This is a genomic window from Nostoc sp. UHCC 0302, from assembly GCF_038096175.1.
Taxonomy (GTDB): Bacteria; Cyanobacteriota; Cyanobacteriia; order Cyanobacteriales; family Nostocaceae; genus UHCC-0302.
The window spans coordinates 90,432-117,411 of the sequence record NZ_CP151102.1; the positions used below are offsets into that span (position 1 = coordinate 90,432).

At 41.1% G+C, this 26,980-nt stretch carries 41 protein-coding genes and 2 pseudogenes; 31 read left to right on the forward strand and 12 right to left on the reverse strand.

The features are described 5' to 3' along the window. The first annotated feature begins 10 nt into the window (after positions 1 to 10). Together WKK05_RS40530 and WKK05_RS40535 are read left to right on the forward strand one after the other, a co-directional pair. Complete coding sequence (locus tag WKK05_RS40530; RefSeq protein ID WP_341532145.1) at positions 11 to 346, forward strand: DUF5674 family protein; 336 nt, start codon at positions 11 to 13, stop codon at positions 344 to 346. Further along, the gene (locus WKK05_RS40535; protein ID WP_341532146.1) at positions 346 to 705 is read left to right on the forward strand and encodes a hypothetical protein; all 360 of its coding nucleotides are present in this window, start codon (positions 346 to 348) and stop codon (positions 703 to 705) included. The genes WKK05_RS40530 and WKK05_RS40535 overlap by 1 nt, the downstream gene beginning before the upstream one ends. Positions 706 to 987: 282 nt before the next feature. Here the strand turns inward: WKK05_RS40535 and WKK05_RS40540 are convergent, their stop codons facing one another. Both WKK05_RS40540 and WKK05_RS40545 read right to left on the reverse strand, forming a co-directional pair. Beyond that, positions 988 to 1,413 (reverse strand): hypothetical protein, encoded by a 426-nt coding sequence (locus tag WKK05_RS40540; protein ID WP_289794525.1) that lies wholly within the window; start codon positions 1,411 to 1,413, stop codon positions 988 to 990. A gap of 15 nt (positions 1,414 to 1,428) precedes the next feature. Further along, complete coding sequence (locus WKK05_RS40545; protein ID WP_341532147.1) at positions 1,429 to 2,118, reverse strand: thermonuclease family protein; 690 nt, start codon at positions 2,116 to 2,118, stop codon at positions 1,429 to 1,431. A 603-nt stretch (positions 2,119 to 2,721) separates the two neighbouring features. Between WKK05_RS40545 and WKK05_RS40550 the strand changes: the two genes are divergently transcribed. Next, on the forward strand, positions 2,722 to 3,357 hold the full coding sequence (locus WKK05_RS40550; RefSeq protein ID WP_341532148.1) for a sigma-70 family RNA polymerase sigma factor: 636 nt from the start codon (positions 2,722 to 2,724) through the stop codon (positions 3,355 to 3,357). 370 nt (positions 3,358 to 3,727) lie between these two features. Beyond that, positions 3,728 to 4,381, forward strand: coding sequence for a sigma-70 family RNA polymerase sigma factor (locus WKK05_RS40555; RefSeq protein ID WP_341532199.1), 654 nt, complete (start codon positions 3,728 to 3,730; stop codon positions 4,379 to 4,381). Positions 4,382 to 4,630: 249 nt separating this feature from the next. Here the strand turns inward: WKK05_RS40555 and WKK05_RS40560 are convergent, their stop codons facing one another. The 3 genes from WKK05_RS40560 to WKK05_RS40570 are packed head-to-tail and all read right to left on the reverse strand — an operon-like array spanning position 4,631 to position 5,975. Continuing rightward, positions 4,631 to 5,137, reverse strand: a complete 507-nt coding sequence (locus WKK05_RS40560; protein ID WP_341532149.1) for a hypothetical protein — start codon at positions 5,135 to 5,137, stop codon at positions 4,631 to 4,633. 4 nt (positions 5,138 to 5,141) lie between these two features. Next, positions 5,142 to 5,579 carry a hypothetical protein gene (locus tag WKK05_RS40565; RefSeq protein WP_341532150.1) on the reverse strand — a complete coding sequence of 146 codons (438 nt, stop codon included), beginning with the start codon at positions 5,577 to 5,579 and terminating at the stop codon, positions 5,142 to 5,144. Between the two features lie 60 nt (positions 5,580 to 5,639). After that, complete coding sequence (locus WKK05_RS40570; protein WP_341532151.1) at positions 5,640 to 5,975, reverse strand: hypothetical protein; 336 nt, start codon at positions 5,973 to 5,975, stop codon at positions 5,640 to 5,642. 233 nt (positions 5,976 to 6,208) lie between these two features. Here WKK05_RS40570 and WKK05_RS40575 point away from each other — a divergent pair, with 233 nt between their 5' ends. The 8 genes from WKK05_RS40575 to WKK05_RS40610 all read left to right on the forward strand — a co-directional run bounded on the left by WKK05_RS40575 (position 6,209) and on the right by WKK05_RS40610 (position 11,004). After that, positions 6,209 to 7,255: a hypothetical protein gene (locus WKK05_RS40575; protein WP_341532152.1), complete on the forward strand. Its 1,047-nt coding sequence runs from the start codon at positions 6,209 to 6,211 to the stop codon at positions 7,253 to 7,255. A gap of 135 nt (positions 7,256 to 7,390) precedes the next feature. Continuing rightward, the gene (locus WKK05_RS40580) at positions 7,391 to 8,323 is read left to right on the forward strand and encodes a hypothetical protein (RefSeq protein ID WP_341532153.1); all 933 of its coding nucleotides are present in this window, start codon (positions 7,391 to 7,393) and stop codon (positions 8,321 to 8,323) included. A 144-nt stretch (positions 8,324 to 8,467) separates the two neighbouring features. Then, positions 8,468 to 8,602 (forward strand): hypothetical protein, encoded by a 135-nt coding sequence (locus WKK05_RS40585; RefSeq protein ID WP_341532154.1) that lies wholly within the window; start codon positions 8,468 to 8,470, stop codon positions 8,600 to 8,602. Between the two features lie 152 nt (positions 8,603 to 8,754). Continuing rightward, positions 8,755 to 9,417 carry a hypothetical protein gene (locus tag WKK05_RS40590; RefSeq protein ID WP_341532155.1) on the forward strand — a complete coding sequence of 221 codons (663 nt, stop codon included), beginning with the start codon at positions 8,755 to 8,757 and terminating at the stop codon, positions 9,415 to 9,417. Positions 9,418 to 9,454: 37 nt separating this feature from the next. After that, complete coding sequence (locus tag WKK05_RS40595) at positions 9,455 to 9,748, forward strand: hypothetical protein (protein ID WP_341532156.1); 294 nt, start codon at positions 9,455 to 9,457, stop codon at positions 9,746 to 9,748. 37 nt (positions 9,749 to 9,785) lie between these two features. Then, entirely contained in the window at positions 9,786 to 10,061 is a 276-nt protein-coding gene (locus WKK05_RS40600) for a hypothetical protein (protein ID WP_341532157.1), read from the forward strand. Between the two features lie 56 nt (positions 10,062 to 10,117). Beyond that, complete coding sequence (locus tag WKK05_RS40605; protein WP_341532158.1) at positions 10,118 to 10,321, forward strand: hypothetical protein; 204 nt, start codon at positions 10,118 to 10,120, stop codon at positions 10,319 to 10,321. Further along, entirely contained in the window at positions 10,318 to 11,004 is a 687-nt protein-coding gene (locus tag WKK05_RS40610; protein WP_341532159.1) for a hypothetical protein, read from the forward strand. Before WKK05_RS40605 ends, WKK05_RS40610 begins: the two co-directional genes overlap by 4 nt. 88 nt (positions 11,005 to 11,092) lie before the next feature. On the opposite strand, the gene WKK05_RS40615 is transcribed toward WKK05_RS40610, so the two are convergent. Continuing rightward, positions 11,093 to 11,404 (reverse strand): hypothetical protein, encoded by a 312-nt coding sequence (locus WKK05_RS40615; RefSeq protein ID WP_341532160.1) that lies wholly within the window; start codon positions 11,402 to 11,404, stop codon positions 11,093 to 11,095. Positions 11,405 to 11,469: 65 nt separating this feature from the next. Here WKK05_RS40615 and WKK05_RS40620 point away from each other — a divergent pair. After that, positions 11,470 to 12,536, forward strand: a protein-coding gene (locus WKK05_RS40620; RefSeq protein ID WP_341532161.1) for an ISKra4 family transposase whose coding sequence is annotated in 2 segments (ribosomal slippage) — positions 11,470 to 11,626 and positions 11,626 to 12,536 — 1,068 coding nt in all. Because the reading frame shifts where the segments join, the coding sequence is not laid out codon by codon here. Positions 12,537 to 12,561: 25 nt separating this feature from the next. On the opposite strand, the pseudogene WKK05_RS40625 reads toward WKK05_RS40620, so the two are convergent. Beyond that, positions 12,562 to 13,224 (reverse strand): annotated as a pseudogene (locus tag WKK05_RS40625) (cytosolic protein); the annotation flags it as partial. 41 nt (positions 13,225 to 13,265) lie between these two features. Between WKK05_RS40625 and WKK05_RS40630 the strand changes: the two are divergent. From WKK05_RS40630 to WKK05_RS40675, 10 genes are all read left to right on the forward strand, one after another. Further along, complete coding sequence (locus tag WKK05_RS40630) at positions 13,266 to 14,117, forward strand: DUF5131 family protein (RefSeq protein WP_341532162.1); 852 nt, start codon at positions 13,266 to 13,268, stop codon at positions 14,115 to 14,117. A gap of 111 nt (positions 14,118 to 14,228) precedes the next feature. After that, positions 14,229 to 14,363 carry a hypothetical protein gene (locus WKK05_RS40635; RefSeq protein ID WP_341532163.1) on the forward strand — a complete coding sequence of 45 codons (135 nt, stop codon included), beginning with the start codon at positions 14,229 to 14,231 and terminating at the stop codon, positions 14,361 to 14,363. A 193-nt stretch (positions 14,364 to 14,556) separates the two neighbouring features. Continuing rightward, on the forward strand, positions 14,557 to 14,733 hold the full coding sequence (locus WKK05_RS40640; protein ID WP_341532164.1) for a hypothetical protein: 177 nt from the start codon (positions 14,557 to 14,559) through the stop codon (positions 14,731 to 14,733). A gap of 61 nt (positions 14,734 to 14,794) precedes the next feature. After that, a complete protein-coding gene (locus WKK05_RS40645; RefSeq protein WP_341532165.1) occupies positions 14,795 to 16,558 on the forward strand; it encodes a hypothetical protein in 1,764 nt (587 codons plus the stop codon). 53 nt (positions 16,559 to 16,611) lie between these two features. Beyond that, entirely contained in the window at positions 16,612 to 16,941 is a 330-nt protein-coding gene (locus WKK05_RS40650) for an ASCH domain-containing protein (protein ID WP_341532166.1), read from the forward strand. Positions 16,942 to 16,980: 39 nt separating this feature from the next. After that, positions 16,981 to 17,223 carry a hypothetical protein gene (locus WKK05_RS40655; RefSeq protein ID WP_341532167.1) on the forward strand — a complete coding sequence of 81 codons (243 nt, stop codon included), beginning with the start codon at positions 16,981 to 16,983 and terminating at the stop codon, positions 17,221 to 17,223. 92 nt (positions 17,224 to 17,315) lie between these two features. Continuing rightward, positions 17,316 to 17,549: a helix-turn-helix domain-containing protein gene (locus tag WKK05_RS40660; protein ID WP_341532168.1), complete on the forward strand. Its 234-nt coding sequence runs from the start codon at positions 17,316 to 17,318 to the stop codon at positions 17,547 to 17,549. A 106-nt stretch (positions 17,550 to 17,655) separates the two neighbouring features. Continuing rightward, positions 17,656 to 17,838, forward strand: a complete 183-nt coding sequence (locus WKK05_RS40665; protein ID WP_341532169.1) for a hypothetical protein — start codon at positions 17,656 to 17,658, stop codon at positions 17,836 to 17,838. Next, entirely contained in the window at positions 17,807 to 18,025 is a 219-nt protein-coding gene (locus WKK05_RS40670; protein WP_341532170.1) for a transposase, read from the forward strand. Before WKK05_RS40665 ends, WKK05_RS40670 begins: the two co-directional genes overlap by 32 nt. Next, a complete protein-coding gene (locus tag WKK05_RS40675) occupies positions 18,022 to 18,300 on the forward strand; it encodes a hypothetical protein (RefSeq protein WP_341532171.1) in 279 nt (92 codons plus the stop codon). Before WKK05_RS40670 ends, WKK05_RS40675 begins: the two co-directional genes overlap by 4 nt. A 42-nt stretch (positions 18,301 to 18,342) precedes the next feature. Here WKK05_RS40675 and WKK05_RS40680 read toward each other — a convergent pair whose 3' ends face one another. Together WKK05_RS40680 and WKK05_RS40685 are read right to left on the reverse strand one after the other, a co-directional pair. Further along, positions 18,343 to 18,636 (reverse strand): carbohydrate-binding module family 14 protein, encoded by a 294-nt coding sequence (locus tag WKK05_RS40680; protein ID WP_341532172.1) that lies wholly within the window; start codon positions 18,634 to 18,636, stop codon positions 18,343 to 18,345. 288 nt (positions 18,637 to 18,924) lie between these two features. Then, entirely contained in the window at positions 18,925 to 19,053 is a 129-nt protein-coding gene (locus WKK05_RS40685) for a hypothetical protein (protein WP_341532173.1), read from the reverse strand. An 80-nt stretch (positions 19,054 to 19,133) separates the two neighbouring features. Here WKK05_RS40685 and WKK05_RS40690 point away from each other — a divergent pair, with 80 nt between their 5' ends. Continuing rightward, positions 19,134 to 19,400 carry a helix-turn-helix domain-containing protein gene (locus WKK05_RS40690; RefSeq protein ID WP_341532174.1) on the forward strand — a complete coding sequence of 89 codons (267 nt, stop codon included), beginning with the start codon at positions 19,134 to 19,136 and terminating at the stop codon, positions 19,398 to 19,400. Here the strand turns inward: WKK05_RS40690 and WKK05_RS40695 are convergent. After that, positions 19,389 to 20,228: a hypothetical protein gene (locus WKK05_RS40695; protein WP_341527843.1), complete on the reverse strand. Its 840-nt coding sequence runs from the start codon at positions 20,226 to 20,228 to the stop codon at positions 19,389 to 19,391. The two genes, WKK05_RS40690 and WKK05_RS40695, sit on opposite strands and share 12 nt — an antisense overlap. A gap of 5 nt (positions 20,229 to 20,233) precedes the next feature. Further along, on the reverse strand, positions 20,234 to 21,028 hold the full coding sequence (locus WKK05_RS40700; protein ID WP_341527844.1) for a hypothetical protein: 795 nt from the start codon (positions 21,026 to 21,028) through the stop codon (positions 20,234 to 20,236). Between the two features lie 49 nt (positions 21,029 to 21,077). On the opposite strand from WKK05_RS40700, the gene WKK05_RS40705 reads away from it, so the two are divergent. The 3 genes from WKK05_RS40705 (at position 21,078) to WKK05_RS40715 (ending at position 22,149) form a co-directional block, all read left to right on the forward strand. Continuing rightward, positions 21,078 to 21,215, forward strand: coding sequence for a hypothetical protein (locus tag WKK05_RS40705; RefSeq protein ID WP_185592387.1), 138 nt, complete (start codon positions 21,078 to 21,080; stop codon positions 21,213 to 21,215). A 95-nt stretch (positions 21,216 to 21,310) separates the two neighbouring features. Next, positions 21,311 to 21,898: an IS630 family transposase gene (locus WKK05_RS40710; protein WP_341532175.1), complete on the forward strand. Its 588-nt coding sequence runs from the start codon at positions 21,311 to 21,313 to the stop codon at positions 21,896 to 21,898. Further along, entirely contained in the window at positions 21,895 to 22,149 is a 255-nt protein-coding gene (locus tag WKK05_RS40715) for a hypothetical protein (RefSeq protein ID WP_341532176.1), read from the forward strand. Before WKK05_RS40710 ends, WKK05_RS40715 begins: the two co-directional genes overlap by 4 nt. On the opposite strand, the gene WKK05_RS40720 is transcribed toward WKK05_RS40715, so the two are convergent. Further along, positions 22,094 to 22,390: a hypothetical protein gene (locus WKK05_RS40720; RefSeq protein ID WP_341532177.1), complete on the reverse strand. Its 297-nt coding sequence runs from the start codon at positions 22,388 to 22,390 to the stop codon at positions 22,094 to 22,096. The genes WKK05_RS40715 and WKK05_RS40720 overlap by 56 nt on opposite strands. 237 nt (positions 22,391 to 22,627) lie before the next feature. Here WKK05_RS40720 and WKK05_RS40725 point away from each other — a divergent pair, with 237 nt between their 5' ends. The 4 genes and pseudogenes from WKK05_RS40725 (at position 22,628) to WKK05_RS40740 (ending at position 26,773) form a co-directional block, all read left to right on the forward strand. After that, complete coding sequence (locus tag WKK05_RS40725; RefSeq protein ID WP_341532178.1) at positions 22,628 to 23,197, forward strand: hypothetical protein; 570 nt, start codon at positions 22,628 to 22,630, stop codon at positions 23,195 to 23,197. Beyond that, positions 23,140 to 24,411 (forward strand): annotated as a pseudogene (locus tag WKK05_RS40730) (IS701 family transposase); the annotation flags it as partial. The gene WKK05_RS40725 and the pseudogene WKK05_RS40730, both read left to right, overlap by 58 nt. Positions 24,412 to 24,620: 209 nt before the next feature. Next, on the forward strand, positions 24,621 to 25,142 hold the full coding sequence (locus WKK05_RS40735; protein WP_341532179.1) for a hypothetical protein: 522 nt from the start codon (positions 24,621 to 24,623) through the stop codon (positions 25,140 to 25,142). Between the two features lie 143 nt (positions 25,143 to 25,285). Continuing rightward, complete coding sequence (locus WKK05_RS40740) at positions 25,286 to 26,773, forward strand: IS1380 family transposase (RefSeq protein ID WP_341527375.1); 1,488 nt, start codon at positions 25,286 to 25,288, stop codon at positions 26,771 to 26,773. Positions 26,774 to 26,980: the final 207 nt, after the last annotated feature.

The window sequence follows — 26,980 nt, forward strand, 5'->3', positions numbered from 1 at the left end:
CTAATTTCAATTGATTTTAATCATCCGTGAGCCTGCTACCAGTGAACAGATAAAAGAAATGCTGAAAACTTGGGAGGTATTTATTAAAATAGCAGTAGATATCGAACGCAAAGTTATTGCAGGTGGTGGCGTTCGCCATTACGAATGTGAACAAGAGTTGCTTAAAGACGGTAGCAGACAACGAGATATTTGGGGTGCTGATTGGTCTCCTTCCACTCAGGAAATTGCCTTTGAGTCAATCATCAACATCCGCCCCAGCCAAAATAACCGTAGTATGGTAATTAGATCCCCCGAAATTCGAGAACGAGTCACCCAAATTACCCAGCAGTTGCTGGGAGGATTATAATGCCCAACTGGAGTGCAATTGAAGCTAGTTTTCTAAATCTACCCCACGCACAACAATTGGGAGAGTTGGCCGCTACTTTGGCACGTCTTAACTCTTGGTCACAAAAAAGTGCAAGCCTTGAAGTAGTTCCGGTATTGTTAGACGAAAGTTTACTATATTTGTCCTTGATCCAGCGAGAAAGCCAAATTAATAGTGAATTAGATCAACTTCAAGGCTTGCTGCAAGGCTGGAAACAGAATTGGCTTAATATTGGGAACAACTCACACGAAACTGCAAATATTGCAGATATTGCATTTACTTGGTCACAGCGAGTATTGAATATGTCAGGTTTGCTCACTTCTGAATCCATGAGTGCATAGTTTTAAGCAGTGCAATTGCCCTACAGCCCTCCTCACAACAGGAGACGCTGAGTTATCATATTAAGTCTGGTTTTTACTACTCACACCCAATACCATCTCCATCTCGGTCAAACCCATGAGGATCAGGTGGCAGCACTTTAAACTTTCTTTGCGTAACATCTCGGCAATTCAAATCTGGTGAGTTCTTAGTCAGGAAAAAATCTGGATAAGAGGTATACTATTGCCTTCGGTACTGAGCTTTAACGCAATCACTTGACCTAAACTACTGTAATTGTAGCAGTCTCATAATAAGAACCGATATGAAACATTCCCATCCTCATTTACTTCAAAATCAGCACTAAGTTCCTTAGCTTTCTCATCTAAATACTGTTTAGCAAACTGAGTTGATATCTGGGCATTTTTCGCCAGTAGCAATACTGTTATTTTCCCGGAGTTGTTTTCAAGTAATTCTAAAAACACTAACTCAATCCGTTTTTGTTCTGACTCAAGTAGTAATCCTTGTTCTCTTTTGTGATGCTTTATTAAAGACCAACTCAACCACCCGCCCATAGCTGTTGACGGAATAGTAAAAATAATTAAAGCAGCTACAGCACCTTCTTTGTCTTTAGGGGTAGTTTTAGGATTAATCATTTCCAGAATCATCAAAATAGAAAATGGAATTCCAAATCCCAGAAAAAATAATGCTAAAAGTTTTTTAATTAATCTCATGTAATTTTTCTCCTTCTACCGTTCACATCCAATGCCATCACCATCTCGATCAAAACCATGAGGATCGGGTGGCAGCACTTTAAATCTTCGTTGGCTAATATCTCGGCAATTTAAGTCTGGTGAATTCTTTGGAATACAAAAATCTGGGTAAGCAGGGTCACAGTTGTTCTGTTGCTGTCCTTGAGCTAGCGCTGAAGTTGTCCGTTGGGTAGTTTTGTGGCGGAAGTCCCAAGGCATTACAGGATTAGACTGGCTCCAAAAAGCTAAACGCTGTTGTTTGGCGTAGTTTTCACCTTGTAACAGGCTATCTTTAGACTGCGGACAGCCTTTGAGATACTGGCGATAAACTACAGCTTCTCCCTCTTGCACCATGTTGACATTGATGCTGCGATTCCCTACATAAATCTCTGCTACCAATCGCTTATACTTATCAGTTTCAACAGGGCGTAGAGTAATGGCTTGTCCCACTGGTAGCAGTTGTTTAAGTCTTGCTGATGACTGCTGCCCCCAAGGACTTTGTTTCATCTCTGGTGCATCAATGCAAGCAAGGCGGACAGTTACAGTTTTATTACCAGTTCTTACACGTATAGTGTCACCGTCACCGACGCTTACAATTGTGGCATTAAGATTATTGGCAACAACGGGTAACATTGTTTGAGCTAACAACAGACTACTAAAAGCGATTAAGTAAAATTTAGAGAACATAAGTATTAGAAATCACTCTAACCTCATGATTCCCAGTTATGAATCAGCAATCACTATCTATAGTGAACTCCCTTCATAGATTAAAGCTTTAGACAATCTAATCTCAAATAAATTACTCCCATTTGCTCAGTAAGCTCTTTTTTCCTCAACTCGCGGCAATCCCTGCTTAAAGCAGATCCGCCTTTGGGTAAACAATATTGCTATATCTGACAACCCCTGACACTAACAGATGAGATGAAGTCATGCGCTTTGTAATTTTACCTCTTCATTTTGCTGTGTCATAGCTAGTAAAGTGAGAAATCCAGGGTATAGGCTGGTATAAGTATTTATTTCAGTAGCAAGTGTCTTTTCATTCTTTTTGAGGAATGTTAACGCAGATACTGTACGAACATACCCTAGCTCGAAAAGCAGCTGTCTAATCCCCTTAATTCAATTATTTTCCTGAAGGTTGTAAGGATTTGTTGCCCTTTTGACAATTGAATAATAGGAGCAATGTTTTGGCATGGAATAGTAGATGTGCAGTTTCATAAGTTTTTGTGGCTCACAAAGGATTTGTAGCCCTTCTAACAATTATCTCTTTCGGATGATATTTAGGAGGGTACGTTGAACAGTCATAGCTCACAAGATAAAGAATTGAAGCAAAAATTACTCAGAAAAGTTATTGAACAGCATTATCAAGAACTTTTGGTGGGTATTCAAGTTTACATTTGGAAGTTTGGTTTTGTGAAAGAGCGCACTCAAGTCGAGACGCTAGTTAAAGAAATTTTACAGGACACTATCGTAATCGCTCTTGAAAAATCACAAAATTATGACATTAATCGTCCAGCACTTTCTTGGCTACTTGGTGTAGCTCTCAATGTGATGCGAAAAAGGCGACGCGAACAGTGCTATGAATCTCAACACATTACGCCTATTACAGATACTCCCCAAGTTCGCAAAAAAATTCAGCAACTTGGTTTTGAATTAACTTCAGAAGCAGAAATGTTTGAATTCTTACATCATTTACCAGAGCAAAGCGATCCTTATGGGCGGCTTATTTTAGAAGAACTACTCTGTTTAGCTGGAGACAGCGATCGAGAAGTACTTAGATTATCCTTTGTTGAGGGGCTGAAGGGGAAATCGTTAGCTTCAGCCTTAAATATTAAGGAAGGAACAGCTTGGGTACGCTTACACCGAGCGATTGTGCGGTTGCGTCAAGCCTACGCACTTAATATGCGGAAACTTGAAAAGGACAAATAAGATGTACGAAAACAGTAATGGTCAAAATTCTACTTCTCGTGAGCAAGCAATTCATCGCTATATCCTAGCCCTTGAGCAAGGAAATATGGACAGTCTTGCTCAAGTTATAGAAACAGCTTTAGATGATCCTGAGTTAGAACAGATTATTGGGGAAATCAACCTAGCTTATCAAGAACAAGAGCAACTAATACCGATTGTTATAGAAGAAGAAATTAGTACTTTACTTGATGATCACTTATTTATTCCTTCTGAGGCTGATAAAGGACTTCAAAATTCTTTAGAAGTAAAAAGTGTTCATACTGATACAGAGGTTAATAAGCGTTTACAAACAATAAATCAGGAAATTCTTGATCTATCGTATGGTAATTCAGTGGAGAAAAACCCCGATGAACACCTAAGATACCTAATTACACAAGCCTGTGGACACCCACTTGGAAGCCAAGAGCGTCAGAAACTGCTCACACAAATTATCCGCTTAACTTCTAGAAAACTATGGAGGGAAAGTACTCCTTACTATCAAGATGCACTGCAACAAACCTGGTTGTATTTCTGTCGCAACATCTGCGAAGGTTTAACAGGTCAAATCTATGACCCTACTTATGGCAGTGTTACTACTTGGTTAAATGCTTACCTAAAACGCAGACTACAAGACTTTTACTTAAATCTCCACCGAGAACAAGCTACAACAGTCTCTCTTAGGCATTATCAGTCTACATCGGGTGACAGGAATGAAACTATTGACCCCATAGATAACTTGCCTGCCACTCCCCAAGCACCCCCCATTTTGGAAAACTTGGAAATATGGGTCAAAACAGACTCTGATGGAGAACTGCGTCATACTCACATTCAAGGGCATCCAGAAGTGAATTGTCAGGTGTTAATTCTCAAACGCCTACCCCCAGAAGTTAGCTGGAGAGAATTGTCTGAGGAATTTGGGTTGCCAATTCCGACATTGAGCAGTTTTTATCAACGTCAGTGTCTGCCACGCTTGCGAAAATTTGCTGAATTAGAGGGCTTACTATAAAAATCCTAGAGAATTTCTTCCCTGTTAGGGATGATATTAGTTAATCAAACTTGAAAGCTATACTAGCTTTATATATTTAGTATAGCTTTATACTTCAATTTTTGTCATTTAAGTAGAAAGGGGGAAGACAAAACCTTTAAACTCTTTTAAGTACTCCAATCACGCACAGATTAACCTTTAGCTGTACATTTTTGCTCAATAAAACTCAAAAGCTCTTCCTCAAAAGGGATCAAATACGGGCGTTTCAACTCACCCAAGTGCTTCAGCACAGCACGGGCAGCCTGCTCTAAGTTCTCGTTGTCTCGCAGCCTGTTTATGCGATAGCCGAAGGCTTAAGCTTCGCTGGGTGCTTGCGCCATCGCTGATTAACTGCATCTGTTGACATTCCGAATCCAAATAGTTGAGTGATTTAAGGTGGTCGATTTTCACAGTATATTGCCCATCCCATGCTGTTACAGTACAGCTGAATTCCCCTACATGGCTAACGATACACCAGCAGTCACCTTTACCGCGTAAGTCTGGGTCATCTTTGACAACAATCTGGCATACTTCCCCAAGGTGGTAGGGGTTAGGAACTTTGGTACGCTCCAGAATCCGGTCAATTACATCCTTGACAACACGACCAGTAGGCACTTTGCCACCAGCTTGTTGCACTGCCGCTTGCCACACCTCCCACTGCTTTTGAGGTTCTAGCTTCGTCATCGGTCGAACTTGCCCTTCACTGGTAGGCAGAATTTGTGATCTATTTGTTGTCAAATCCTCAATTCCCAAATTTTGACAACAAATTGTTGTCAAATTTTCGTACACATCGGCTGCTGCAATTAAGTAGTTCGACTTTTAGCGGCTGTGACCAAAGCGATGGCTTTGCCAACGCCAAGGGCGAACTCGGCAATATTCCTCGAAAGTACGGTGAGTTGAGCGATATAAACGGCGATCGCCTGCGGCGGGGCGTAAGCCCATCGCGTAACTCCATTAAAGCTTTACCAGCTTCAAAAAACGCTCTTTCCACTTTGCGTTCTAAATGAAGGCGTAAGCTTTGCTCTTGCTCGCTTAATTCAGCGATTTCAACAGCAGTAACGGTAGTTGTAATTGGGTTTTTCTCGGGGGATATATGTTTTTGGGCAAAATTATTTGGAGGTGCGTTGTCATTGGATGAAGAGATAGTGGCTCTTTTGCGCTTAGGTGGTAACTCATTCATTAGTCCACCTCTGGTTGAACAATCATGCTAGGAAGTTGATTGCTTTACATTTGATTGCACTCATGCTGCATTATCACCTCCAAATTCTTTCACCTTTGTGCTTTTCCATTCAATTAGGACTTTGCCATCTAAAGCAGCAAGTATGTCCATAAAAGTTTCCAGCGTTGGGTTTCCTTGATCAGATATTGCCTTAGCAAGCATATTTCTCCGATTGACAGGGGTTGCTGACTCATCTCCTTTCCGGCGACGAATCTCGCAATAGCGGCGGGTTAACGTTGCTAAATCTATGCCCAGTTCCTCCATCCGCTCCCTGATCACGGACATATCCATACTTATACCTCTGCGACTTCTATATAAGTCTACAAAGGCATAAGGCAATTTGCTAATGCCAGACATAGTAACAACCTCCTTACCTAACAACTCTATACCTTTAAAAGAAAAATGGCAAGCCATAAAAACCATAGCTGATGCTTTTAAAGACTTGACATTATGCTTTTAAAAGCATAAAATAGGAGTTGTAAGCAAGGGAAACCAAGCTTATAACAAAAGGCGACGCCCTTAGCCTGAGAAACTTTCGAGACGATCGCCTTTTGTAAAACATCCACTTTATAAATGGAGCAACATTTATCATGACACACCCTATCTACACCCAACAACAACTGCAACGAAAAACTCTTAAACAACTCAAAACTATTTATGTGCAAATTGTTTCTGAAGTTGAAGTTACAGACAAGCGTTATAAAGAGTGCTGGATAAACGCAATTATTACTTACCAGTCCGCCCAAACTCAAAAAGTCACTGATGAACAAGCCCTAGCTCAAGCCGAACTCGACAGTTACATTACTGCTCAAGCCAAAGCCATAGCCCCTGAGCCACTGACAACAGTAGAAATCACTTCCCATCACTACGAGGTCTACTGTGGCAAAGAACTGGTCGCCTACATCGCCTATGATTATGATGAATTCGCAACCCAACCCTGGGTAGTGATGGTCAATGGTAAAGAGAAATTCCGCAACACCACAGTTTCCCGATGCCAGCGCTTCATTGAATGGCATCACAAAGACGGAACTCTCAGGGAAACATTCCCTGCGCCGCTTGAAGTCCCAGAAGCGCCAAGAATCTTGGAAATCTCATATTATGACCAAGAAGCGTTTATTGGCGATGACTATCTTGTAGCTAGCGTCGTTTACGATCACGACAATTACAAGAATTTATACTGGCGAGTTTTGGTTAACTCAGTTGAAATTTTTCGCGACCTCTCCGCAGCCAGATGCCACAGCTTCATTAAGCAGCAATATCAACGAGGTACATTACCTGTACAAGAACAGTTACCAGAGGAAATTTTCATCACTGGTAATGAAATCATGTCCCAGATTTTCGTTGAATGCGAAAAGTATGGCTTTGATATCTACAATGACGGTCGCATATACCACAATCACCGTCTGTTGGGTGAAGTCGGATGCACTGACGGGAATTGGTGGATGATAAGCAGCCAGGAGAATCAACAACAAGTGATGTGTAAGTCTGCATTTGATGCAGTCTGGCGCTTATCGATGCTAGAAATCTTACCCAGCATCCAAACAAAACTTACTGATTGTAAGGAATTATTAGGCCGACCGTTTGAGATGCTGAGTTTTGATGAATGCAGCGACGACGAAAGTACAAGTCAGAATTAATCGCAGCATAAATCTAGAAGTGGGCAGCAATATTTATTGCTGCTCATCTCTACTTAGAGCGGATGCATCTTTTCAAGCATTTCCAGGCTTCAAGTTTATCTCCTGCCAAAAAATATATTAATTCAAGGAGTTAGCATGAGTTTGTCTTTGAACCAAAGCGCTTTAATCGAGTCTCCCTCCTTAAGGACATCTGCATTAGATGGGTTGGATGATTCTCGCTCTCAACAAGTATTGAACAAAGCAAAAGCTCTTGTGTTTGCCGCTTGGAATGGGCAAGGCTGGGCAACAGTTGAACAGTTAGCTCAGTATTTTCAATGTTCTATACAAGGTGTTAAGCATATCTACGAGAGAAACAGTAAGGAGTTCCGAGATAACGAAACTAGAAAATTGACTGGTAAAGACTTATCTGATGCTCGCTCCAAACTGGGTCTAGCATCCCGAACAGCCCAAGCCAGGGTGTTTTCACCTTTGGGGACGCTCCGCATTGCAATGCTACTAACTGAATCCGAAATTGCAGCCCAAGTAAGAACAATAATTTTAGATTTAGTTGTAGCTGTACCAAATATTACACCTCCATCTCAGCCCTCTACACCAGCCCTTCCCCCAGTCGAACAGCGTTTGCAAACTTTCGTACAAGCGATGAAGACTCTCGCAGAGTTGACAGGCGGCAGACTCAATCCCTACATCGAACAGCATTGCAAAGACTTCGCTGCTAATCTGATAGCTGACTACAACAGACAGGCTTTAATCGGCACACAAGAAAAGTGGCTTGGCGTGGTGAATTTCGCTGAGATTGAACTAGGTAAAAAAGTCCCCCTGAGCGGCACTCACTACCGTGGTCATCTCGGCACATGGGTGAGAACATTCTACCCACATTTAGGCTCACGCCAAGAAACACGATTGGTTAATGGTACTCAGCAAGAAGTCTACGTCTACGCCTGCCATGACCCAGAAGTTGCAGCAGGACTAACCAAAGCGGTTGAGGAATTCTTCGCACATCCTCACCCCAGCTTCGCCCTCAGACAGGCGGGGGCTTTCGCTAGTAAGAAGGAAAAGGTATCGGTTTAGTGACCATCAATCAGAAGTTGCCGCTAACTTGTCTTTTGCTAACTGCTGGCTATTAAACTGATACCTATTTACATCGAACTGTCCCTGAAAGATTTTAAAGCTTGTAGATGTAATAAAGAATAAGTAACAAATAAGGAGAGGTTAATGACACGATTTCAAGACACAAGAGCCGCAGCCCTAACAAAAGCAATTGAAGAATTCTTCGCCCATCCTCATTCCAGCTTCGCCCTCAGACAGGCGGGGACTTTCGCCAGTAAGAAGGAAAAAGTATCGGTTTAGTGACCATCTACCAAAAGTTATCACTAACTTGAGCTTTGGTTTACTAAATGCCAGCTATTAAACCAATACCTATTTCCGTAAATCAAATCTCCATAAAAGATTCTAAAGTTTGTTGATGAAACAAAGAATAAGTAACAGATAAGGAGAGGTTAATGACACGATTTCAAGACCCAAGAGCCGCTGCGATCGCCCAACAAATAGACCAAATCAATGCAACCGGTTGGGAAGGAGCCTGTGACCTTGCCCTACAAAACCACACAGCAAAAGGCGGTTTATCCCCAGTAGAAGCTGTATTGCGTTTCGATATGTTTCTCACGAGAGCGCAAGACACAGCCGATAAGCGACAAACACTGTGGACAGAACAGGTAAGCCAAAATATCAGCGGTATCGAGTGGTACACCGTCGAGTATGGCGGCATGGCTGTAGAGCTTCCCCGGCTGTGTGAAGAGTTAACGCTCGTTCCTGGGGATAAGGAGATATTAATGCAATCTAAGCCTGTAGCGCTAGAGTTTCTCGCACATTGGAACCTCGCCTTCAAGCTGTGGCGTTACAACCGTGAAACAGAATCGCGTTGGCTAGAATCTCGCTGGAGTCAGTTTTACGCCGAATACTTGCAACGGGAGTGGCTAGAACTGTGGTCTGAGGATGAAGTCTACCAGATTCTCTTACCAGATGGAACATTGCAGGATAAACCGACATTCGCTATCAACGCTTGCTGTTGCTGGGGTAATCCAATAGCCATCCACCGCACCGCTAGTTATTCGGAGGCTGGCTCAAGCTGGTTTCAATGGAATAATTTTACCCCGTGGAGGTAATACGCTAGAACACAACTAGTAAAAAGTGAGAAAGCTTATGAACTTCGGAAACATCAAATTACCTTCTAATAAGTATGATTGCAAAATTTATGCCTATCAAAACTTTCGGATTGAAATCAATTTCTATCGAGAAGTAGATTCCGAAATTGTCAATGATCTTCTTTCTTTGGCACAAGATGGCGTAGAAGTTCATGATTACCGAAAAAATCAAGGTTATTTTTTTATTGGCAAAAGCCCCTATGACAACAAAGAATTAGCTAAAGCTGTCGCACTGCATCTGGAACAAAAACATCATCTCAAAGTACTTAAAGAAGGATTTATTGAACCCTAGCTGAACTGCTTCATGTTAACAAATAAGAGGAAAAAATATGGAACTCGGATACTTCCAGAAAGACGTACTCATCGAAAAGTTAGCCCGTAACTTCTACGCGATTCAGGGCTATGTAGTTCCTGAAGGCTACCGGATGCAATCAGCCACACATCCAGCAGAAAGGGCGTGTGTAGCTATGGCTATTTTTGCAGTGGAAGAATTTGAATCAATCAATGATTCATCCGAAGGATATGAAGATGATGATGAATATGAAATCGATTGTTTATTCCCTGAAGAACGTTTGTTGCCAGGGGTTCAGTTAAAGCGTGAGTAGTACACCGTCCTTAGTACTTCCTTACAAGTTACAAAATAAAAACTAATGGAGTGTAAATGAAAGTCATTGTCACACTTGTCGAGAAAATCTCATCCCAAGCCCACATTGATATTCCTGATGGGCTAACAGAACCCGCTATTAGGCAGCACATAGTAGACCGCTATAACAGTGGCGAAATGCTGACGGATTTGAATATTTTTCACGTTGATTTTGAATCAATCAGCGCCAAAATTGTCAAACAAACACCAGAAGATTTATGACTGTTGCACAACTACTGACACCACAACCACAAACTATTGGTAGGCATCCTCTGAACTTCTACGAATCCCCCTCATGGTTTACAACTGAACTACTGCGTCATGTCAAATTGTCCGGTGTGATTGGTGAGCCATGTGTAGGACATGGGGCGATTGCTTCTTTGTTAAGAGTATGGCCCTACACCAAGCAAATGTGGACGAATGATATTGATCCGAACAAACAAGCTGATTACCATTTGGATGCAACACTATCCAAGTCCTGGGATGAGTTTCCAGCGTGCGATTGGATCTGCACTAATCCGCCATATTCGGAGTTCGCATCCCCAATTATTAAAAATGCCTTCCACAAAGCTTGTGTGGGTGTTGCAGCATTTTTACTTACTAGCTTTCTCGAACCCTGTGATGACCGAGCGGATTTCTTGCAGCAGCACCCGCCGTCGCTTGTAATCATTATGCCCCGCTTCTGCTTTCGTAAGGACAAAAGGGGTACTCGTTGGGCAACAGACAACATTACCATATCCTGCTTTGTGTGGGATAAACGCGCAACAGGGCAACAAATTATTGTGCGTCCAAAGCAGGCGATCGCTGGGTTTTACAAGAATCCAGAACAGGCGATTTCGCAAGAAAGGGCAGAAGACATTGTTCAGGCGATTGCAAGTGGGGAGATTATTACAAATTACACCTGAAAAATGCTGTGAGTAAGCGAGTAAAAGTATTAAAGCTGAATCATTACTAATTGAAGATTGAAAAATCAGATATCAAACTCAAAAAACGCTAATTTAGTGGCGGAGTGTCACCTGCTGACTGATAAATAGAACGCAGTTCATCAACAGTATTTGCTGTCTCGATTGCTTCTAAGATTGATTCGAGTAAATTAACATCCTCAATCAGTTCGATTTCAGGTAATAAGTTTTGTCCTTGTGTTCCAAATTTGAGTTTTAATCCCAAAGCTATGCCTTTTAACAAAGATTCTATTCGGGCAATTCGCTCAAATGATGTCATGTACTGCATACGCACTTCTACCTCCAGTTGTTCTACTTCCCTTTTAAACTCTAGTTCTAAATCTAATGGTAACGTCGGGAGCATCCCAGTTTTTTGCAAAGATGGCGAAAATCAGTCAGGATAAGTAAAACGAGTGTATTTACTTACCGATGACCCCAGAACAAAAGCAAACTCTTCAAGAACATATTCAAGCGATCGCTAAAATATTGTACGAAGATACGTCAAAAGAAAAGCTCACAAATCTTGCAGGAATTGAAGAAGCAGTGCGGAGTCAAATGCAGAAGCACGTTATGCCAGAAGTAGGGGTTTTTTTATCAAAACGATTACAGGAACAAGCGCAGGATATGAACGACGACTCAAAAGCATCCTTGGAGAGTTACCAATAACTAGCAAACAAGCCATTGAATTAGAAGTTGCGCCGAGTACTCAACTGAGCCCGTATCTAGAAACTTGTTGTTTGAGGGTAAGTGCGAATGTTAGTTATGAAGATGCAGCATCAGACATCAAATATTTTACAGGTGTACAGGTTTCCAATAGCAGTCAACAGAGATTAGTGCATCGTCAGAATTTTGAATTGCCAAGACAAGAACATACAGTTGAAGAATTAAGTGTCGATGGTGGAAACATTCGTGTGCGGACTCAATCAGGAGAAATAAGTGCATGGCTGGGCTATAAAGCGATTAGCTTACATCACCATGAAACCGTGGGAACGTCTTTTCAAAATAATCAGGTTGTAATTGATTGGGTTAATCACCAACAACTGGGTAGTACAGTCACTTGTATTGGTGATGGACATGACGGCATTTGGAATATTGTTGACCAATTAGCACCTGATGTACAACGTCGAGAAGTACTGGATTGGTTTCATTTAATAGAAAACCTTCACAAAATTGGAGGTTCACAGAAACGCTTGAAACAGGCACAAGCTTTACTATGGAAAGGTCAAGTAGAAGAAACCAAAACCTTATTTACTGGTTGTCAGGGTAAACAAGTGCAAAACTTTTGTCGTTATCTCGATAAGCATCGTCATCGCATCATCAACTACGAATATCATCAAGCTGAAGAAATTTGTTCAATTGGTTCTGGGTCAGTTGAATCTGCCGTTAAACAGATTGACCGTCGAACAAAGATTTCTGGGGCGCAATGGAAACGAGAAAATGTGCCTCAAGTTCTGGCTCATCGCTGTGCTTACCTCAATGGATTATTGTCTGTTTGAGCCACTTCAAAAAGTGAGATGCTCCCGGTAACGTCAACATCCAATCAATAAAAGCTAATAAAGAGAGAACAGCATCTCGTTCAAACCCCTGCTCGTACAACCGACGCACTAAAGCCAGTTTCTGCTGCTTGCGTTGCGACCTATCGCTACGGGTCTGTACCGCTGCTAGGTGAGCCATGACCACAGTAGCAAGCGGGTTACGGCTAGCTTCTAGCTCCGACAACCTTTGTTGATAATCTAACAACTTAATCACGGGAAACTGAAAATGAACAGTGCAGTCAAACAACTCGTAACCAAACTGCGACGGTCGCCAGTTGATGTTGTCATCCCCAAGTACTGCACATGATGCAACAGAGCGATTGTAACGGTCGAAAATCCGATAGTTGTATACAAACATACGTTTGGGAAAATCGGTTTCTTCTTGGCTTTGCACTTCTACATGAATCAGTAGCCAAGATTCTTCGCCCCCAATGCGGTAAATTTTCACCAACTTGTCAAGTAACCGCTTTCCTAATTCAGCATCGCGGACTACCTGCTGTAGCTCCTGATCGAGAAACTCAAAACCACGACTCCAATCAATTTCTCTATGTGCTTGCGGAAAAAAGAATTGCATGAAATCTTCAAAATACAACTGTAGTATCTGCTTCCACGGCGAATCATATTCCGTTTGAGGTGTTTTATTAGTCATACTCAACTTTTCAATTTCAAGTTAATGAGAGAGAAGTAATTATGCCAACAAATATAGAATGGACAGACCAAACTGATAATATCATTCGTGTAAAGACTGGCGGTTGGTGGTGTCAAAAAGTCTCAGAGGGTTGCAGAAATTGCTATAGCGAGAAGTTGAATCAAAATTCTTTCTTTGGCGGAAACAAGCAACCCTACTCTAGACAACCACCAGAGCTAATATTAGATACAGAAGCTATCCGTAAATGGGGATTTCAGAGAAAATCTAGAAAGCATTTTGTTTCTTCAATGACTGATGTTTTTGGTGAGTGGGTTCCACGCTTTTGGCAACATGAAATGCTCGATGGGATGTTCGTTGCACCAAAGCAAACATTCCAAATCCTCACCAAGCGCCCAGAAATTATGCTGTCCTCTATAAACGAATGGCTCTCCTGTCACGGATTAGATAAATTACCTGCAAATATTTGGGTTGGTACATCAGTAGAGAATCAACAGACAGCCGACAAACGTATTCCTCTACTATTACAAATACCAGCAGTAGTCCGATTTTTATCTTGTGAGCCGTTACTTGAAGAAATTGACTTTATACAAGCAGGTGTTTTCCAAAGATTAATTAGTGATGATTATCAACGGGAATTAGTCAATGAAGATGTTCAATGGCTCATTCTTGGTGGTGAGTCTGGCCCAAACTCAAGACCATGCCACATCGAATGGATTGATTTAATTGTCCAACAATGCCAACAATCGAAAACACCCGTATTTGTGAAGCAGTTGGGTGCTAATGCTCACCTTGGGGGACAGCGATTTAAAACCTGTGATCACAAGGGGGGAGAAATTGAGGAGTTTCCCAAACATCTGCGGTTGCAAGAATTATCTCTATCTATGTGTGACTAAAGTAAAACCCCCGCAAGGGCAATGCGGGGGATAAGGAACCACAAAACTTTAGAAACTGGAGATTGTTAACTATGAGTCTAGCAGAAAACCTGATCCTTGAGGTATAGAAATATGAATTGGCTCTGTGACCAAAACAGTTTTCTATCTTGGGAATCGCGTTCTAGGGACACGATAGAAGTCAAACGTTGTTATGTAGACGTAGCTGGTGGTGACTTAATCGCCGGAATTTTACAACAGTCAGATTAACTAAGAGGCATTTACCAGATCATCAAGGACAGCCCCGGCTCAGAATTGATTATCGGAAAGAATGCTGCCGTTATCTCACAATTGTTGTACTAACGCATTGATTTTATTATGCAATTGTGATGTTTGATAGTATAATTGTACTATCAAGAGCTAAATAGACATCTTTTAACTATCTCAAATATTGGAGAGTCAGATGACAGAGCGCTACATGATTACAGTCACTTTATCAGAAAGAGCGTACGAGGAATTTCGCCAAGTTGCTGCATGGAAAAAAATTCCTCTTGGTACTTTGCTCAGACAGATTTTAGAACGGGAACACGAAAGCCTTGGTTTTGGTGAATTAGTTAAACGAGCATCACCCCTTCATTAAATTAACCAGATCAAGGAACTACCAGGGGATTTTCTGCATATTTCAATGGAGTCCTAATTGTATGAATAGAGATTTCTGTAGTGCTGTCTTGACAGGACACCCGATAGTAGATGCTGTTGCTCACATCAAATTCGAGGGCGACATCACCCCAAAAAGCTGGTACAAGCATATTTGTTATCAAACTAAGTCTGGTGAGAAAAAGGCAGATCGGTTAGCGATTGATATTTTGGCTGACATTGTTTACTGGTATCGTCCATATCTACAAAGAGATGAGTTGACAGGTGAAGAAATCGGCTGGAAGAAAAAGTTCAAAGAAGATTTATTGCGCCGTAGTCCCGACGCTTTTGCCGAATCACTCAATGCTTCACCACGATGTATCCGCGAATCAATGCACCTGTTAGAAAGAATGGGCTTGATCAAAGTCATTCTCCAACCAGTGCAAACCAATTACGGAGTCCTCCCCAATGTCATGCACATCGACATTTGTCCAGAAGCTCTAGCTGCAATTACTTATCGCACTGTATCCAACCAAAACGCTCAAACCCTTGAAAAGTCCTTGTTGACGAAATGGGTAACTCCAGATTACGAAACGCGTAACAAGGAGTTACGAAATCGTCAACAAGCAGCTACGAAATCAGTAACAACCGATTACGAAACGAGTAACTTATCTATATATAGAGATTTCATAGAGATTTCTCAAGAGACTTCTTCTCTCTCCCTAAATCCCTCTCTCATACCGAATAACCTAAAACTTGAGCAAGAGAGAGAAGAAAAAAAAGCGGAATTTGGATTTCAAATTCTACAAGAAGAATCTAATTCAAGTTTCTCTGCTCCGTTGTCAAAAAAATCCGAGACTATGCAAGTTGCAATTCAGCCTCTGGTAAAGGCAAATGTTCCGCCGCCGCCGCCCGACCCATTTTTTAACAATCGCCGCACCAACCCCAAGGATATTGCCTGGGATTGGCTACCTTCGGGGCCGTGGCGAAACCAAGACGGCAAGCTTGACAACGAATTCCAAACCGCCCTTGCTACCCGCTGGATGAAAGAATATGGCAGCGATCTGCACGCCAATAAAGCCAAAGTACTCAAACACTTTCGCAATGACGTGACTAACCTGCCAATTGAATGGGAATGGTATCAATCCACTTTCATTCATCGCGTGGTTAATATCCAGACACGTCGCAGTAACGGCATGGATACCACCCATTCGGAACAACAAATAGCAAAACAGGCGCGTGCAGTTGCCTGCTTGCCCGAACAAATGCGAGTTACCCAACCTCAGACTTCCAGTGAAGTTGTTGAACTTGTTGCCAGTTATGCTCTGCCGTTCTTAAGCACAGATACTCCCACTCTAGAACAAAGTCCTTCTTCACTTTCTCCAAAACCGAACCTAACACCAATCACGCCTGATTCCCCTCGTATTGAGCCACCAAAGGATGAATTTGGTTGTATTAATCCTCAAGCTTATTCAACTATAATCAAGCCCGAAGAAAGTCAATTTTGGGCGAACTTTACACCTAACGTTGTACCAATTGCGAAAAAACTGCCTGTCTCTAATCAGGAGATAGAAACTGCAAAAGCCGTGGTTGAAGCATTAAAAGCCAAAAAAGCACAGCAACCAAAAAAGCTCACGCCCCTGGTTCAAATAGTTCAATCTGCCATCCCAGATGACGAAGCCATCCTTCAAGACATGAGAAAGTATCTCCACTTTGGTAGCGATGTCCTCCGGCAAAAAGCAATTGATTGGGCATCTGACCCGATTAATCAATGTCAGCTAGTTAAAAAAAATGGACAGATTATTGATATCAAATGGGTGGATTTTTAAAAGGAATGCGATCACTCCAGTTCAACAACTACTGAATTTTTGGAGGGTAGTACATGAAAGCGATATCCGTCCGTCAACCTTGGGCATGGGGAATCATTTACTCCACCAAGGATATAGAGAATCGTGGCTGGCCCATCAACTACCGAGGCGATATTCTAATCCATGCTGCGAAAAAGTGTACCAAGAAGGAATATGAAATCGCCTCCATCTTTTGTCAAAGCATGGGCGTGTCTATACCAGAACTTCATAGTCTCCGTCGTGGTCAAGTCATCGGTATCGTCACAATAGTTGACTGTCGGTTCTCACAGGTTGTGTCAGGTTGGGGTATACCTGGGCAGTACCATTGGCAGCTAGTAGTCTGCCAAGGTAACTTTGCTAAGTAAAACCTCTAATTGGTAAAATAGCCAAAAACGGGGTGTAACATGGCCAAAAAGTACATTGTTGACTTAAATAAAGATGAAGTTTCTCAACTGCAATCGATAATTAAAAAAGGTAAGCACAAAGCAAGAACCATAACCCGTGCAAACATTCTTCTGATGGCTTCGGAAGGAGAAACGGATCAAGCGATGCCCAAAGGGCAACGGCAAAGCCGAACGCTGGTACAGTTAGAGCGCACGTTGCGACAGTGCAACGAATACGAGAAAAATTTGTCATTGGGGGGTTAGATTTTGCTTTAGAGCTTGTCACGAAACAACCTTGCTTTTTTAAAGTGAGAAATGCTTTCATAGCAAGCTTTTCAGATAGCAGATTGTAAAAGTTGTTTCTTGACAGGCTCTTAAAGGATGAAGCTCATCCACCAAAACCTAAAAAGTTAGACGAAAAGCAAGAAGCATTCTTAATTGCGACTGCTTGTTCTAATCCACCAGAAGGAAGAGTGCGTTGGACAATGCAATTATTAGCCGATCACTTGGTAAATGTTGGGATGGTAGATTATATTTCAGACGAAACAGTACGTCAAACTTTAAAAAAAACGAAATTAAACCGTGGTTAAAAGAACAGTGGTGTATTCCCGAAGTAAACGCAGAATTTGTGTGCCGAATGGAAGATGTATTGGATTTATATAATGAGCCATACAATCCGAAAAACCTGTACTCTGCTTGGATGAACGCCCATATCAATTAGTAGAAGAAGTAAGACTTCCTTTGCCACCAGAACCAGAACAGCCCGAACGTTATGATTATGAATATAAACGTAACGGGGTAGTCAATTTATTTGCCCTCTTTGAACCTTTAGCTGGATGGAGGCATATTGAAGTTACGCAACGTCGTACACTCATTTGACTTTGCTAAACAACTGAAAGAGATAGTAGATGTTTATTACCGCGATGCTGAGGTAATTCGCTTAGTAGTTGATAATCTGAATATTCATACTCCAAGTACATTATATGAAGCTTTCACGCCACAAGAAGCACGCCGAATTATTCAAAAATTGGAGTTTCACTATACTCCTAAACACGCTTCTTGGTGAGCCAGTGCGTTGGGCGGGTTCCCCGACTTGTTCGCACAGCGTCTCCGACAGGAGAAGCAACTGGCGAACCCGAAGGGTTGAATCAGGTGGAAATTGAATTATCCGTTTTATCTCGTCAATGTTTAGAACGACGTATTCCTGATACAGAAACATTAACTTCTGAAATCACTGCTTGGGAATCACAACTTAATCAACAACAAACAAGTGTCCATTGGAGCTTTAAAACCAAGGATGCACGTAATAAAATGCAGCGTTTATATCCGGATTTAACCTAGCAAATTTCCCTTGGCAGACTACTAGATTTTCAAGCCTATATCTTATTGTGAATCTTGCTCTGAACCTTTCGGCCAATTGCAAATATTCAAGTCTACGTCAAACGCCAACCCAGATGGGCATTTCATTAGTACAAGTCCATAAGGCGCACATTGATAAAAGCTATTGGGGTCTTCAGGGTTTTGATAGAGATTATCAACGTCTTCAGGTTCGCATGGATAATCAGGAACTGTAGGAACAGTAGATACTGTTTCAGCATTGGCGATACTTATACTACTTGTCATCAGCCCTATACTTAGGACGATTGTGAGAAAAACACGAATGAGTAGCTTTTTCATTAAATCTAATTTCCAATAATTCTTTGGACTAAAACTTCAGTATTGTCCTGTGTTGGAAATAAAAAAGCAAGGACTGTTAAGACACTTAAGAAACTTAAGAAATACTTAATAATTTTTTTAGGTTTAGAGAAGGCTGTATGCCTTTTTAGTGTTTATGGTTATTTTGCACACCTACCTATTCGCACCTCATCACCAATGCAAAAACGCCACAGCTAGCCATAAGAAGCGCTACCTGCTACAAATGGAATTATGGGGAATGTGTGGTTAATCTGCTTGTGTAGGCATATTTTATCTATCGTCACCACTACCTAGCTGAGTACCATTTTGGATTCTTTTATGCAGTTTGTTAATATTCACAATGAGAATATCTTCAAAATCAATATCGAATTCTTTCGCAAGCAGTACCAACTGTGCCACAACGTCTCCTAGTAGTCTACCAAGGCAAATTTGCTAGGTAATACCCCTATTTGATAAACTATTCAAAAAGGGGGTTGAGCATGGCAAAAAAATATATTGTAGATTTAAGCGAAGATGAAGCTTTACAACTGCAATCAATCATCAAAAAAGGAAAGCACAAAGCAAGAACTATCACCCGTGCAAACATTCTTTTGATGGCGGCGGAAGGAGAAACGGACACGGCGATCGCTGCTACAGTGCGAGTTCATGTTGCTACGGTGGAAAGAACAAGAGAAAAATTTGTAATTGGCGGATTAGATTTTGCTTTAAAAGATGGGGAATATCCACCAAAACCCCTAGCTATCTAATTGGTATTTCAGGGCTTGAGACTCAAGCACAGTCAGAAGTTCCGTATGTTGATCGACTAAAGCTTGTATTGTGGTAACTGGATGACGATGAAGGCGATGTTTTTGTTGACGGGGTGCTTCATCCATTGCTAATCTGCGACGTTGAGTGTTGTATTCCGCTACAGGCACTTCCCGAATTTGTGTCAGCAACATTTGTTCACTTTCGGCGAAGAAAAGAACTTGATATTGCCCAAAATCACGTAATTCGGCAGTTGATTTGCGCCCACTAATTCGCCGTTGATTGCGACGCAAAAGGCTAAACATAGCTTCCATTTTCAAGTTATCTGGCGGTAAGCCAGGAATGTCATAGCAGTGCAATAAATCAGTACCGTATTTATGCCATAGTTTTTGTAGCTTTTTCTTCAAGGCAAACTGTGCGGGATTTTGTTGAGGGTCGGGCTGAAATTGCTGTAATAACTCTTCCATTTCGCGCCGAACTTGAAAACTTGTTAAAGGTAATTTTACAGTTTGTGTAACATCGGTCGCGCAATCAATGCGTGGACTGGTTTGTTCAGGATAGTGCAAACATTCTGCAATTCGTTGCAACCAATTGTGTGTTTCTTCTAAGTCGGAGGCTAATGAACGATTGCTACTTAAGGCTTGGTCAATCCATACTGACAAGAGAGACAAATAATCTGTATCAAGTTCTCGACATGGTAAACTACGTAGTATCTGTCCAATAGTTTCTAATTGCTGGTAGCCGCTTAAACCGCCCCAGCGAAAAGGTTTGCGACTGGTGCGATTGACACAATCCCGAACCGCAGCCCGAATCTGGGATTCGATTGCCATTAACTCTATGTCTCGTGACAAATAGGGGATTCCTGAAAAAAAGGGAGACTGTCTTGCTGCTGTTCGGAGCCTGGGTGTTGGGCTCTTTCTGAGTACTCAGGGACTTTTGGCAGATCATCTAAATCTGCTTTTAATTGCTGTCTGAGCTTTGTGTCTAATGGCAGCACCACTTCACTTAAATTACTGAGAAAGTGGGCTTGACAACGTTGATGGGGTGCATCTGGCCAACTTGAATTCATTGCCGCAATGATTGATTTTTCCCCATCTGACAATGTTGCTAGCACTTTATACGGTAACTCTTTATATGGTTGCAGCCACTCAATTAACCTTTGTGCCTGTGCCTGTGGTAACTGAATTCCACTTACTGGTGTACCGCTTAATACCTCGTACAATACATACAGTAAGGTTCCGTGGCCTTCGGGCTGTAAGGCATCTATTGCCCAAATCAAGCCACCATGATGGACTGCTGTGGCAGCTAATTTCTCCTGTGTATGTGCAATCGTTCCACCCAATAGTGCCAGAAATTGACGGTATAGCTTACCTACATTGCTTTCGTTAATTTCAACACCACGCTGGTTTAATAAGCGCCGAATTTCTGCCAACTGTTGATGCTCATTTTCATGTTGCCAACCAATAAATGCCAGCACGTCTAGCCCATAAGTACTGTAAGGCAGACTGTATTTTAACACGCCAGTCGCGTAGTAATGTTTACCAAAATGTGTGCAACTATGATTGGTACATTCTTTACTCTTGCCTGCCACAAATACTGCACCATCCATTGTTTGAATGGTTTTACGCATGTGTCTTGGTCTGCGTAGCGCTAATTCTGCCCCACAATGCACGCACTCAATGAGTGAACATTCTAATACTATTCGTTTGATATTACTGAATTTTCGTTCTGGGCGATGGCGAGGCAACTTTACTATCACTAATTTTTTACTGCTGCTAGGTGCTTTCCTCAGTTTACCTGCTTTGTATACCAATTAGATAGCTAGGGACCAAAACCTAAAAAACTAGATGAAAAACAGGAGGCATAATTGAAAAGCAACTGCTTGTTCGAATCCACCAGAAGGAAGAGTGCGTTGGACAATGCAATTATTAGCAGATCACTTGGTAAATGTTGGGATAGTAGATTCAATTTCCGACGAAACAGTACGTCAAACTTTAAAAAAAATGAAATTAAACCCTGGTTGAAAGAACAGTGGTGTATTCCAGAAGTTAATGCAGAATTTGTACTCCGAATGGAAGATGTGTTGGATTTATATAATGAGCCATACAATCCGAAAAAGCCTGTACTGTGCTTGGATGAGCGCCCATATCAGTTAGTAGAAGAAGTAAGACTTCCAATACCCGCAGAACCAGGAAAATCTGAACGTTATGATTATGAATATAAACGTAACGGCGTAGTAAATTTATTTGCCCTTTTTGAACCTCTAGCTGGATGGAGGCATATTGAAGTTACACAACGTCGTACAAAAATTGACTTTGCTAAACAATTGAAAGAGTTAGTAGATGTTCATTACCGCGATGCTGAGGTAATCCGTTTAGTAGTTGATAATCTGAATATTCATACTCCAAGTACATTATATGAGGCTTTCACACCACAAGAAGCACGTAGAATTAGTCAAAAATTAGAGTTTCACTATACCCCTAAACACGCTTCTTGGTGAGCCAGTGCGTTGGGCGGGTTCCCCGACTTGAAGCAACTGGCGAACCCGAAGGGTTGAATCAAGTGGAAATTGAATTATCTGTTTTATCTCGTCAATGTTTAGGACGACGTATTCCTGATACAGAAACATTAACTTCTGAAATTGCTGCTTGGGAATCACAACGTAATCAACAACAAACAAGTGTCCATTGGAGCTTTAAAACCAAGGATGCACGTCAAAAAATGCAGCGTTTATATCCAAATTTAACCTAGCAAACTTCCCTTGGCAGACTACTAGTTCTTTAGTCAAATTTTCTTTAAAGTTTTCAGGTTTTGCATCACCTCTAAAGTGCCGTTTAATAATTCCCATTACCTCACCTACTTCTTCAGATAATCCGGCGCTGTAAGTTGGTAATGCTTTATCAGTGCCAAATGTAGGGTAATGTTTACTGATTTTGACAATCTCATCTTGATATTCTTTTGGTGTTATTTGGCAGATTTTTGGAGAAGTCATTGAATTTATTCCTAGTTTTGATGTTTGGTGTTTCTGGTGAGATGTCGGGAATTAGTAGTATGACGACATAGGGCTTAAACAGCCGCAGAGCAAGGGTTAAGTGCGTATTACAGGTGAAACGATATCCCCTGAAAGGACACTATCGCACAACTAGAATCTGGCTTAATTCATCCGCCATAAAATCGGTCGCAAAAAATTGTACTGTTTTTGGTTAGACGAACTGACAGACCATTTTTTATGCCGGATAAACCTATTAATAATCGACCCCAAATAAATATTCGCCTGCACCAAGAACCCCAACTGCTAGACGAAATAAAAAAGGCTGCCAGCGATCGCAACACTACCGCAAGCCAATTCGTTATAGGCGCAATTCTTGCCGCATTGGGTAAACCAACAACTACCACGCCCACAGACACACCTTCTCTAGAGACAATTCTGGCGGAAGTAGACAAACATCTAGACAGTAAGATAGACAAGCGACTGCGGGAGTTTGAGCGGCGATTGCTAGCAGAATATAGACAAAACGATAGACAGCCACCGACAGAAGAAATAATAGAAGATAGACAAGTTATTGAAGAAGATAGACCAGAAACTAAGCCAAATTATCAGGTAATCCGCGATCGCATTTTAAAATCCTTGAGGGCAAAAGTCGCCACCTCGTCGCCTCAATTTAGAGCCGCGTCTAGAGCGTTGGATCGGTTTATTTCTGAGCTAGAGGCAGAACCAAACCCACCACAAAACAATGAGGGTATAAAAGCCTGTTTCCAGATGTTAGGAGTTTCGAGGCTTTTAAGTACCTCCACATAGGCTGTATTTCTGATATAAAACGGAAAACATTACCTGCGATGCCTGCGGCGAGCTTCGCTAACGCTAAAATTGTAGGGCTAGATAACCACCAAGGATTACACCATTTTTTAACGTCATCACCGTGGTCGATAGAAGAATTAAGGAGCAAGCGATTAGAGTTAATTCTACAGGTACTAAAGGGAAGACCAATCATTTTAATTATTGACGAGACAGGAGACAAGAAAAAAGGAACGTCAACTGATTACGTGAAACGTCAATACATAGGAAATTTGGGAAAAACTGAAAATGGAATTGTTGTAGTGACAGCGTATGGCGTTTTCTGCGGGATGACGTTTCCATTACTGTTTGAAGTATACAAGCCCCGTGAAAGATTAAAGCCAGAAGATAAATATCTTACCAAGCCACAAATAGCTTCAATATTGATGAAAAAGTTACAGTCAATGGGTTTTAATTTCAACTTGGTACTTGCAGATAGCTTATACGGTGAAAGTGGTAAGAATTTTATTGAAGTATTAGATGAATTAAATTTAAGCTATATAGTTGCAATCCGCTCTAATCATTCTGTGGAGCTACTTCCAAGACAGAGAGTTCAAGAGTTAAAGTGGCATAAATTCCAGAGAGTATTCTCTAATCTGGAGACAGAAGAGCGGTTTATTAGAGAGATAATTGCGGGAAAACGAAAAGAATTGAGGTATTGGGAAATTACAACAGATCCTGAGAATTTACCCGATAACTCTACATGGTATGTCATGAGTAAATATTCTGGTATTACACCAAGGGAAGTTGGAAACTTCTACGGGTTAAGGACTTGGGTAGAATATGGTTTGAAACAAAGTAAAAATGAATTGGGATGGGCTGATTTTCGTTTGACTCGTTACCCAGATATTGAACGGTGGTGGGAAATTATTTGCAGTACTTATTTAATGGTAAGTCTGCACTCAGAACAGATTCAAGCATCTCCACCAAAACAAGAGTCCAAATTTGCTTCCCATCCTTGGTGGGATAATGGAAATGGTTGGAAAAATATTCTTAACAATCTCCGTTTGATTATTCAACCTTTTACATTATTTAATCTGATATACCCCTGGTTAACGGTTTTTCCTATTCCTCAACTATATTTGGGTTTTACTAAACTCCAATCTATTATTTATAACCTCACCTCTCCAACTTTTACTTTCCTGTCTAACCCCGATTTCCATTTTTCCTCTGCATAAAGTGACAAAAGAGGGCTAAATTTATCCTTGAGAATTTGTACTCGTAGTGTCACAGTAGTAATTATAGTGTTGGCTTGCTCGTATCAAAGAAAGTATTCCATGAACGAGTAAGCTTTTTCTAACTACGAAATTTTTGGGCAACCCTGCATCATTTCTCCATCTGCGATGCCAAAGGCGGTTCGCTTTGCGACCATCGCCTGACTCATACCATGACTGCGGGACTAGGCATTAAAGCTGTAGCCCTTATTCTACATAGCTTCGAGCTTTTCTTAGTGCCATTCCGATTTGGTCATGGAGGCGATCGCATGACTAAAACAGTAATAGCTGAGTTATCTGCGATACTCGAAAAATTCTTAGAGAAAGGGGTTAAAGCCTCACAGGATGAATCGGTTGGATGCCTGTATCCGTACATTGAAACTAAAAAGCTACTTGATGGGTCAAAGGTTTTTTATCCACGTGTGATTGGTGAACGTGACCCAAATAATCCTGAATGTTGGCGATGGGGTTTTAATTGGAAGGAAAAACACAATGGAGTCTGGAAAGGACGAAGTATAGGCTCAATTCCTCCTGGCGCTGTCCCAATGATTCGTCTAATGCAACAACAGGGGGCAACCAGGGAAGATATTATCGCTTTTATCAAGAGAGCGAAAACTAAAAAGCCATCACCAAAATTAGATGTCTGCAAAAATTTTGATAACACAAAATTAACGCTCTTTCATCAATCTGGCTAGAGTATAATAAGGAACAAAATACTTAGCCTTAGAGTTCATCAATGATAGCGCCCAGAAAACCCGGATTTCTCACAAAGCCGGAGAAAAGAGGAGTCAAAAACTGCCAAAATATCTATTGCACATGAATTCCAGCAGTTTTAAGCATGACCCCTCAGAAAACAGATTGTATACCGGAACAGTTCAAATTTGAACAAGTTAAATCATGTCCAGTCGTAGTTAATTTCAAGGGTGAGAGGGTAACATCAGATGCAGGATTGACTTTAATTGCGGAGCTAGACCGAAAAAGAGAAATTACATCGCGAGTAGCAAGATGTTTTAAAGATTACCGAGATTCCAATAGAATTGACCATTCAGTAGAAAGCCTAATCACGCAGAGAATATATGGTTTGATAATGGGTTATGAAGACTTAAACGACCACGAGGAACTGCGTCACGATCCAATGTTTATCCTGGCGCTAGGGAAAATAATGGGTTCAGAAAAAGAACTACCAGTCCTAGCAGGTAAAAGCACTTTAAATCGTATCGAACACTGTCCAGAAACTGTTGAATCAAGAGCATCAAGTCGATATCATCGCATTGGACATGATGCAGAAGCTATAGAGAAATTATTAGTTGAAATATTTTTAGAATCCTACTCCAAAGCACCACGACAGATAATTTTAGACTTGGACGTGACTGATGATTTAGTGCATGGCAATCAAGAAGAAGTGTTTTTTAACCCTTATTATAGAGGATATTGTTATGCTCCACTTTATATTTTCTGCGGTAAACATTTAATTGCAGCAAAGCTTCGTGCTTCTAATGTAGATCCAGCGTCGGGTGCATTATCAGAATTGCAACGAGTAATAAAACTAATACGTTTACGTTGGGATAATGTGAAAATTATTGTACGTGGAGATAGTGCGTATTCGAGAGAAGATATTATGAGTTGGTGTGAATCTCAAGTTGGAGTAGATTATGTCTTTGGGTTAGCCCAGAATAGTCGGTTAATTCAACTATCCCAACCAACCCAATACCGGGCTTATCTTGAATATTCGCAAAAACTGGAAACTGTAGTAGAGTTTTTTGAAACTTTATTTACTCCGTCAGATGACTTGAAAAAACAAGCAGCAGCCTTTGTTGATAACTCAGTTTGGTATTGTTCGCTTGATTATAAAACTTTAAAATCTTGGAGCCGTAATCGCCGTGTTGTCTCAAAAATTGAGTATAGTAAGTCAGGGGTAAGTACTCGTTTTGTTGTCACTTCACTCCCTACTAAATTAGTGCCTCCAGGACGACTTTATACCCAGAAGTATTGCCCACGAGGTGATATGGAGAATCGTTTAAAAGAACAGAAGTTATCACTAAAAAGTGATAGAACTAGTACTCATACATTTGCTGGAAATCAACTACGTCTGTGGTTTTCTTCTGTTGCTTATATTTTGATAAACGCTCTCCGAGAGCAATGTTTAACAACAAGCGAACTCAAAAATGCTACTGTTGGAACTGTTCGTACAAAGTTACTGAAATTGGGAGCCGTTATTACTGTTAATAGCCGATATATTTTAATCGCTATTAGTAGAGATTGTCCATACAAGAATATTTTTGCAACAGCTTACAGCTATTTATCTCGGCTAAACTGTTCTGGTTGATTTTCAGCTAATTGGAATTATAGTTATTAGCTTTAACTTGGGTAGATTTCATTGATTTAACCCTAGCTTTAGGCTGTCTATTTATCATTTTCAATAATCTTTGCTTTAGTATTTATTGTTTAGAATGTATCATATTTGTCTTTGTAGTTTCGGTTTACACGTTGTCATAATCTGTTGTTGATTATAGTTTAGTGTTGTATAAAATAA